This window comes from Proteus sp. MB838 (assembly GCF_054767435.1).
Genome location: NZ_BAABMO010000097.1, coordinates 1 through 851, shown reverse-complemented (window position 1 = coordinate 851; position 851 = coordinate 1). Strand labels below are relative to the sequence as shown.

Genomic DNA, 851 nt, shown 5'->3' with positions numbered 1-851 from the left:
GAAATAATGGGTCTATATGGGCTAAGTCACTGTCAACGGTTTTGGTTTTACTCAAACGTCGACCAAAAGCATCATAAGTATAGTGCCAACAATCCCCTTTCGGTGTAAAGCATGCGGTTAGCCGATTTTGTGTGTTCCATAAATAGCGCCACTCTCTGGGACGAAAACCGCGTGTATGGACAATTTTTTTAGCTAATCGCCCATTAACATCATAATGGTAATCTTGATATCCCTTCGCTGTGTAACGGCGAGTCACCCGTCCTGCTTGCTGTTGCTGAAATAGCTGTAGCATCGCCCCTTGTGCTTCTGAAGGCACCATCGACGAGGACGGCGTTGTTAAGTGCTCCGTGATATTGAGGTTGTTATCATACTGGAATTTTTCGTCCTGATTACCCCATTGTGGACTGTATTGTGTCTCAGTGATTTGGTCATTGGCATTATAGTGATAACGTGTCTGTCGCCAGCGATCATCTTCAATGCCCACCACATTATAAGCGCGATCATATTGATAACTGCGGTGCACATCCGTACAAAATGGCGGTTGTTGGGGATGGGCTTGTATCGATTGTAAAAACTGTTCGGTGCCTCGCCCTGCTCGTTGATGAGCCAGTAAACCAGTGGCCGTATAGTGACTGGAATTGACAAATCCAGCGTGACTACGGCGTAAATACTCTTGTCCTACCGCGTTGTAGCTAAATTGAAGTGGTGCATGCTGATTGACTTGCAGTGAAGTTAACTCCCCCAGTGCCCCAAAAGCATAATGCAACTCCCGTTCACCAAAACGGGTCAATGCCAGTGTATTATCAGTATCATTCCATTGATGAACAATCTCTTGTCCATTAATACGTTCA

The 851-nt window shown here is 45.5% G+C and carries 1 protein-coding gene; it reads right to left on the bottom strand.

The window, feature by feature from the left end; genetic code table 11:
* Positions 1 to 851 (bottom strand): RHS repeat domain-containing protein (locus tag ACYUCW_RS18055; RefSeq protein ID WP_460409178.1); only part of this gene is annotated, 851 nt, incomplete at both ends.